10 protein-coding genes are annotated in these 7,147 nt (G+C 48.0%); 6 read left to right on the plus strand and 4 right to left on the minus strand.

Going from position 1 to position 7,147, the window contains the following annotated elements; translation table 11 throughout:
- Positions 1-98 precede the first annotated feature (98 nt).
- Positions 99-284, plus strand: coding sequence for a hypothetical protein (locus OXN25_19385; GenBank protein MDE0427021.1), 186 nt, complete (start codon positions 99-101; stop codon positions 282-284).
- Positions 285-297: 13 nt separating this feature from the next.
- On the plus strand, positions 298-891 hold the full coding sequence (locus tag OXN25_19390; protein ID MDE0427022.1) for a hypothetical protein: 594 nt from the start codon (positions 298-300) through the stop codon (positions 889-891).
- A 169-nt stretch (positions 892-1,060) separates the two neighbouring features.
- On the opposite strand, the gene OXN25_19395 is transcribed toward OXN25_19390, so the two are convergent.
- The 4 genes from OXN25_19395 to OXN25_19410 form a co-directional block, all read right to left on the minus strand.
- A complete protein-coding gene (locus tag OXN25_19395; protein MDE0427023.1) occupies positions 1,061-1,282 on the minus strand; it encodes a hypothetical protein in 222 nt (73 codons plus the stop codon).
- A gap of 49 nt (positions 1,283-1,331) precedes the next feature.
- Positions 1,332-1,610 carry a hypothetical protein gene (locus tag OXN25_19400; protein ID MDE0427024.1) on the minus strand — a complete coding sequence of 93 codons (279 nt, stop codon included), beginning with the start codon at positions 1,608-1,610 and terminating at the stop codon, positions 1,332-1,334.
- A 1-nt stretch (position 1,611) separates the two neighbouring features.
- Positions 1,612-2,328: an AAA family ATPase gene (locus tag OXN25_19405; protein ID MDE0427025.1), complete on the minus strand. Its 717-nt coding sequence runs from the start codon at positions 2,326-2,328 to the stop codon at positions 1,612-1,614.
- A gap of 67 nt (positions 2,329-2,395) precedes the next feature.
- Positions 2,396-2,914: a hypothetical protein gene (locus OXN25_19410; GenBank protein MDE0427026.1), complete on the minus strand. Its 519-nt coding sequence runs from the start codon at positions 2,912-2,914 to the stop codon at positions 2,396-2,398.
- A 250-nt stretch (positions 2,915-3,164) separates the two neighbouring features.
- Here OXN25_19410 and OXN25_19415 point away from each other — a divergent pair, with 250 nt between their 5' ends.
- The 4 genes from OXN25_19415 to OXN25_19430 all read left to right on the plus strand — a co-directional run.
- Positions 3,165-4,718: an MBL fold metallo-hydrolase gene (locus OXN25_19415; protein ID MDE0427027.1), complete on the plus strand. Its 1,554-nt coding sequence runs from the start codon at positions 3,165-3,167 to the stop codon at positions 4,716-4,718.
- Between the two features lie 8 nt (positions 4,719-4,726).
- Positions 4,727-5,620, plus strand: coding sequence for a sigma-70 family RNA polymerase sigma factor (locus OXN25_19420; protein MDE0427028.1), 894 nt, complete (start codon positions 4,727-4,729; stop codon positions 5,618-5,620).
- 218 nt (positions 5,621-5,838) lie between these two features.
- Positions 5,839-6,399, plus strand: a complete 561-nt coding sequence (locus OXN25_19425) for a hypothetical protein (protein MDE0427029.1) — start codon at positions 5,839-5,841, stop codon at positions 6,397-6,399.
- A 252-nt stretch (positions 6,400-6,651) separates the two neighbouring features.
- Positions 6,652-7,147: hypothetical protein (locus tag OXN25_19430; GenBank protein ID MDE0427030.1), on the plus strand; the 496-nt coding region annotated here is incomplete at its 3' end.

The raw sequence follows: 7,147 nt of genomic DNA on the forward strand, positions 1-7,147 counted from the left end.
AAAAAACGTATAAACGTATAATATGTCATAGGTTTTGAAAAAAGTCAACCGAAACAATTCTGGACAGGTGAACTTAAATGTCACCAAAGGTGTCGATTATGAAAAATCTGAATGTGTCTAAAATGATGGTTTCTTGGCGTTTTCTTTGCTGCATTCTTGCATCCTTAGCCGTCATCGTCTATCTGTTTTACTTCGGGGGGATTCTACCCTTCCTCGAGTTTGCCGAATGGGTGATGGACTTAGATGACATATTCCATGACAGACACGCCCACACCCTAAAGTAAGGGATTCATCATAATGACTCAATTTTTGCGCTTTTTGTTGATCGTTGCTATTCTCTGTGGTTGCGAAAAACACCACGAGAGCAACACGTTCAAAGAGACATCGGAGATAAAAACTTACACCTACGAAGAAGCTCGCGAACACTCTGAGGATTCCAAGGGGTTTTACAACTTCTTTTTGTTGCCAGGTATCTCTCCCACCCAGGCTCTTGCTTTCGAGCAAAAATTCGCCATCGATCAAGGAACGGGGTATAATGTTTTTACCGGTGCGCCCCCAGACACTGTTTTGCAAATCTACCACGCCGATGTACCCATAAAAACACTTGAAGATTACGCGGAAGTCATTGTGGGACATTTACACGCCGAAACAAGATCTGCACAACTTTCAACCTTCTGGAATGCCATCGCGCTGTGTGTGGAACTCTGTGAATCAATTCCTGAGACATACCCGAACAAAAAGGTGGCTGAGGATGCTTTGATCGGGTTTCTCCTGGTGTTAGAAGATGATGCCGTCAGGGATGTGGACACCGAGATACACTACGTACGCAGGGTTGTGGATCGCGTTAAATTCCAACATTATAAAAGATATTTCAACCGCATGAGTCGTTAGCGTTCGCGGCATGAGATGCAAAAAGTTGTTATCACACCACCGAGTCGCCACATCCCTGTTTTTTGCTGGAAAATCATATTACCCGCAAGCACGAGCACGCAGACAAGACACAGCCTTAATGTCGTCTGCTTTGAAACAGAAAAAAAGCTGACCTTCCGCATGCCTCACCCTATTGCTTATCGAAAATCTTCACTGCGTCGGTGTTATGGATCGTCTCAATGAATCCATCGGCATCCTGATTCCACGTCGCAGATGCATCTGACTTAATACCACAATGTACATCTAACGTTATTCCAGACACAAAAAATATCTTGACGGTGTGCGGTGCGACACGCTCTATAATCTCGATGTAATCGGTCTCGATTAACACATTTCCAAGACGTAGTTTCATTAAATCTTCGGGTTGGAAAACCCCTCCATGTTTTTTATTCGTCGAAAACTCACGACTCTTCGAGCTTGGCGATCGGAGGTTTGCCTGCCTGATCGAACAGCAGATTCAGTGCCTCGCCCAACAGGTCTTGGATACTACATTCGCTGTCCAATGCCATCTGCTTGAGCTGCCGATGCACGGGTTTAGAAAAATGACCGCCGATCATCTTTGTGTTCTGCCGGGCTTTGGGGGCGTGCGTCTGCGTCGGTGGCGGTGTGTCTGTTTCGATCGGGGCGGGGTTGCCTGCCGATTGATTCAGTGCCTGTGTTAGATTCAGTTGCTCTCGCATGTCAGACTCCTATGTGTTGTATGTGTTGGTTAATGTAGTTATAGAGCGATAAAATCTCTTTTGAGGCTTTGCTTTTCGGATCGGCTTCCTGTGCGGTGAGTCCCGCAGTGACGGCATCGACATACGCCACGCGATGTCCGAGTTGACACGGTGCCGTCGGCAGATCATAACTCAAGAGCGCGTCTGTCGCCTCCGCGGCGCGTCTGCCCCGTGCGGGAACGGCATTCAACACGGCAAGTGCGGGAACATCGGCAAGACGTACCAAGTCAACAGTGGTCGCAATCCCACGTAAGTCAAAGATCGCCGGTCTACACGGGATCAACACCACATCCGCCGCACGTGCCGCCGCCAATGCCGCCGCTTCAGCGTGCGGGGCGGTATCAATGATCACCCATTCGACACCCTCGGCTTCAGCCGTCTGAAGCACATCGTCGAGACGCGCCGCTTGCGCCGAAACGACCACGGGCATCTCGGCAGTGCGTGCATCCTTCCACATGCGCGCACTCGGCTGGGGGTCCAAATCGATGACAGCCGTTGAACGCCCTGCTTGCACCGATGCCACCGCGAGGTGAACCGCAACCGTCGTTTTCCCGGTCCCCCCTTTCCCTGAGAGGATCGCTATCGTTTTCATCAAGTCCTCCATACATTGTATACATTTTATCTGTAGAGAATAAAAATGTAAAGTGTAAAGGTGTATAAAAATAAAACGCCTACACATCGCGAACGTTACACATTTTTTCTCTATACATTTTCTGTGACATCTCTCAATGTTGGGTCGGGGTGCGTCAGGTTTTCAGGCGATAGCCTTTTTTCGGGGTGGGGTCGGTGGGGGTCGGTTCACGTGAGTACATGGCGACTTCTTTTGTCACCTGCGCCATGAAAGCTAACGTCCAGCTCGCAAGTTTCGAGGGTATATCCAGCGCATCGACACACGCTTGCTTGCTAAATTCGGGTTGCTCATCAAAAAGTTCAAGGACCCTGATACGACACGTCTCGATCTCTTCGAGCGTCTCTGGGTCGTCCCAGGGCTGAAGCGGTTGCCCACCACTTTGCGGTTTTGCCGTCGGTTTTGGGGTAGCAGTCGCTTTCGGGATCGGTTTCGCAGGTGGTTCTGCTTTCGATTCGCTTAGACGTTGGACCTCCTCTCGGAGCGCAGTGAGTTCACCGAGAACTATTTTCAATGTCGATTCGAGCGTTGCGACGCGACCTTCTAACACCTCAATGCGTGATGGCGACCTTTTCGGCGCAGCTTTCTTTTTGGAAATCAGGTTTGAAATCGAGCCGGTATTTCTATGTCCAGTCATTGATGAAATCCTTTCTCCGCCGTTGGTTGACTGCCTCTGTGAACCCCTTTTCACGGGATGGGGTGCGCTACCGGTGGAAAAGGACACCCGTAACGCACAACACTGCCTTCAGCGATGTGACAGGACGGACATTCTAACAGAAAACACGATTTCTTGCAAAAGACACCCGGCTGATTTCCGCTTTCGCAGAAAAAATTAACTTCGTAAAAATATATAGACACCATTGCAGGTTATATCCTATAATATAGTTATGAAATATATTTTTCTTGGCGGTGCTGGTGAAGTCGGTGGATCTTCTCTATTGATCTCCGCCGCCGACCGCTGTATCCTCATAGATTGTGGTATCCGGGTCAACCAACAGGGATCAGACGCGCTCCCAGACCTTGCGATGCTCAAAGAAACTGCCCCCATGTTGGATGCGATCTTTCTGTCTCACGCACATGCCGACCATGTAGGGGCACTACCCTTAGTACATCAGGACTTCCCACACGCCCCGATATACGCCACACTCCCAACGCAACAACTCTCATCTGTCATGCTCAACGATGCCGTTCGCGTCCAAGAGAACACGCACGGCGAAACCTTTTTTACGCGAGAAACTGTCGAAGCGACACTCGGACAGATACAGATACTGAAAATCAACAAATGGCGCGACTTATGGGACGGTTGGCAGGTCAAATTGATCCGTTCCGGTCACATTCTTGGAGCGGTCTCGATTCTACTTGAGACCCCCGAAGGCAGCTTCTTCTATACCGGCGATGTCTCAGCGTTTCGGCAACGCACGATTGACGGTCTCGACGATGTAAACGCAATTGAACCCGATTATATGTGGTGTGAGGCAACCTACGGCACCGGAAACCACCCCTCGCGAACCAGTGAGGAGATGAAACTCGCGAAATCTGTTGAGGCGGTGGTAAAAAACGGCGGATCAGTGCTGATACCGAGTTTCGCACTCGGACGCGCACAAGAAATCCTGCTCATTTTGAAGGATGCCATGCGTTCCGGCACGATCGAACCCTTCCCGGTCCTTGCTGACGGGCTTGTGCGCAATATCTGCGGTGTTTACGAATCCCTAAAGCCACATTTAAGTCAGAAACTTCAGCAGTGGCTTCATAACTCGCAACAACCGATGTTCTTCACCGATACCCTGCGAACCGTTAAACATGGCGAACGCGAAGCTGTTTTGAAAGACCAAACGCCGAAGTGTATCATTGCAAGTTCGGGGATGCTCACCGGCGGTGCATCCGTCGAATACGCAAAGGCTTTAGCTCCCGGTGCTGACAACGCCATATTTCTCTCCGGCTATCAGGACGCAGAATCACCCGGACGACGGTTACAAACACTTCAGCAAGGCGACGATCTCCAATTCGCAGACGGTTCCGCAGTGGAAGTTAAGTGTGCCGTTGATAGATTTCATTTGAGTGCCCATTCGGATCAAGGTCAGCTCGTGAGTCTTGTCAAGCAGGTCAATCCAAGGGCTGTGGCGTTAGCACACGGCGAGATAGACGCAATTCACGCACTCAGAGACAAGCTCTACAAGAAATACCCAGTGATTTATGCTGTCAACGGCAAGATATTTAACGGATCCGCGAACCCCGAATGGCTGCCTCCGGCAGCAAAGGCGACAATGACGAAAAACGGAAAACTTGAGATCGGTGGTGAATTTACCGATGCTGGGATAACATTTGACGAGGAAACATTGCGATCTCAACGCTGGCAAGAGTTTTGTCAGGGCAGTCATAAAATGAGGCTCGAAGGCAATCGGCTCATTATCAGTAAGCAACCCACTCAAATTGAGAAATGAGGTCTGTTATGGATCGCTATAGCGAACTTTTGACCCATGAACTTCTCAGCCCTTCTGAAGAAAGGCATCTGCTCACAATGGCACATAAAGGCTGTCAACAATCCAGAGAGAGACTGATCTTGCTGAATATGAGGCTCGTCGGCTGGATATGTTCAAAATACGAAACAGAAACTGTTTCCGCCGAAGCCCTCATGGGTGATGGTGTTGAAGGACTGATAAAGGCAATAGATGGGTTTGACCTGACGCTCGGAACACGATTATCAACCTACGCAACCATCGGAATCCATACCGCTGTGGGACGTTCACCGGTTCTCCAAGCAACCATCCAACACCCTGAAAACATCCTTCAACCCATGAGACAGATGAAGAAGGTGATGGCAGATTTGGCATCGCAAGGAAATCACTCACCAAGCAATGAAGACATCGCCGAGAAAATGGGGAAATTGAACCCCCAAGAGGTTGCCCACATCCGATTGTTAGCAGAAACAACGCTCAATGTCGCTTCAATCCACGCACCTATTCAAGACGATGATGGTAATAATCAGTATGTTGTAGATTTTGTTCAGTATGACGATCCCGCATTTGAGCAAATTGCGCTTGAGACGGACCTGGATTTCTTCCTTAGCAAACTCCAGCAACACGAGGCGTTTGTTCTGAAGCGTTCTTACGGAATACCACGAGAGATGACAAACATTGAAATCGCAGAGGCACTCAGAACCCATCGCAACAAGATCCCCAAAATACGCGAGTGTGCACTTCGCCAGTGCCAACGGATTGCCGAGTACATCAAATCAGAGGGGACTCTTACTGGATGCGAGAATTGGAAAGCGATAATGGTGGACCCTAAAATTATAGCAGAGCCAGATGGCAAGTATCAGATGGAGTTTAATATTTCAATTTAATTTGACAAATCTCAGCCAGTATAGTAAAATTAAGAAAAATGGAAAAATCAACGCACAGTGATTTGGGTCACTGTGCGTTGATTGAAATGAATAACATTCATCGAATATACGCATCGTCAAGCGTAATCTAATTTAATTATGCAATTCCAGGGATACCTGTGCATCGGATGATGGGTAAATCCCCTGGTTTATTTGCAACCAACATATGGAGTATGTCTATGATTTCTGAAAAAACAACCCTCCTATACTCAGTGAACTTTGTAGAGTCATGCGGCGAACCTACTGTTTCGGTCATGTTGCCTACATCAGATGAACTTCAATGGGGTCTCCTTCAAGTTAATTTTCTGCAGATCGGTCCCATGCGAGCTAAACCTCTTGTTGGTGAAATTTCAAGAATGCTTTCGCTGACGGAAGCCCAGAAAAATGCTACAGATCTACAGAATTATAATATTCTTCATGTAACTTTCAACGCGGCTGTTTTATCATTGATGCGCGGAAATAATTTAATTATCACGGACCATGGGATTTGCACGTCCTTAGCTAGTGAGGTTTGGTTCGTTTATCATGTCCTTTTTCGGGAAATTCTGAGAGTTCCTGCCGATACACCTATTCCAATAGAACACATCAATCCATCGATTAAACTAATTTTATCGTTTGGGCAAATTTTTAGGCGGCTGGGGTATCTAAACCCTTATGTGTCCCGTGAATTGAGAGTCCGGGATCTATTGCCTATTAAACGACTACCTCTTGGAGGTCCACCTTTTCGCAAGATAGGTTGAAGAAAAGGTGTCATCTCCAAGTAAAATTGCCAAATAGAAGCCCGCGTCCAACAACGCGGGCAAAACCTCAAGGAATTAACCAATGAGGAAAGGTACACAATATTATTTTAATTCTACCACTTTATTTATAAAAAGTCAAGTGATTTTTTCAAGCCTCTGTAAACGTTCCTGCTTTTTGTCGGGAATGGGAATTAAAGCGATGATATTGTCGTTTTCCATTGTTGATTCCTTCTATCCTATAGGAGGATATTCATGAGCCATAATGTCCAAAAATCAACCTTCCAACTACCGTGTGGTGAGCATTCGGCACTCGATGCGATGCTCAACAGGGTTCTGCTACCGATTGATGCGGCGGTTTTGACGGTATTCAACTACCACAGCAAATATGAGACAGGCAACACGCACGCCCTGTCTTACAGCAAGATCGCTGAGATGATGGGAGCGAAGCGTCCGACGATCATCGGCAGTATCAACAGGTGTATTGAAAAAGGATACCTTGAGAAGAAGATTCGCGGTGGCAACAAGGCAAATGTTTATCGCGTCATCCATCACAATTGCGCCCCTGAGCAGGTGCCGCTCGACAAGGACGGCAGACCCAAGAAATGTGCAGTGCCACGCGGTGAAGGCTCCGCGATGGAGAGGATGAAGGCGGGTGAGATCACGTGGCGAGAGATGCTGTATTGGACGGTCAAGAAGGTGTTATCTGACTGGACGACGGGTGTTGTCACGTTCACCATCAAAGAGGCAC

This window comes from Candidatus Poribacteria bacterium (assembly GCA_028820845.1).
Lineage (GTDB): Bacteria > Poribacteria > WGA-4E > WGA-4E > WGA-3G > WGA-3G.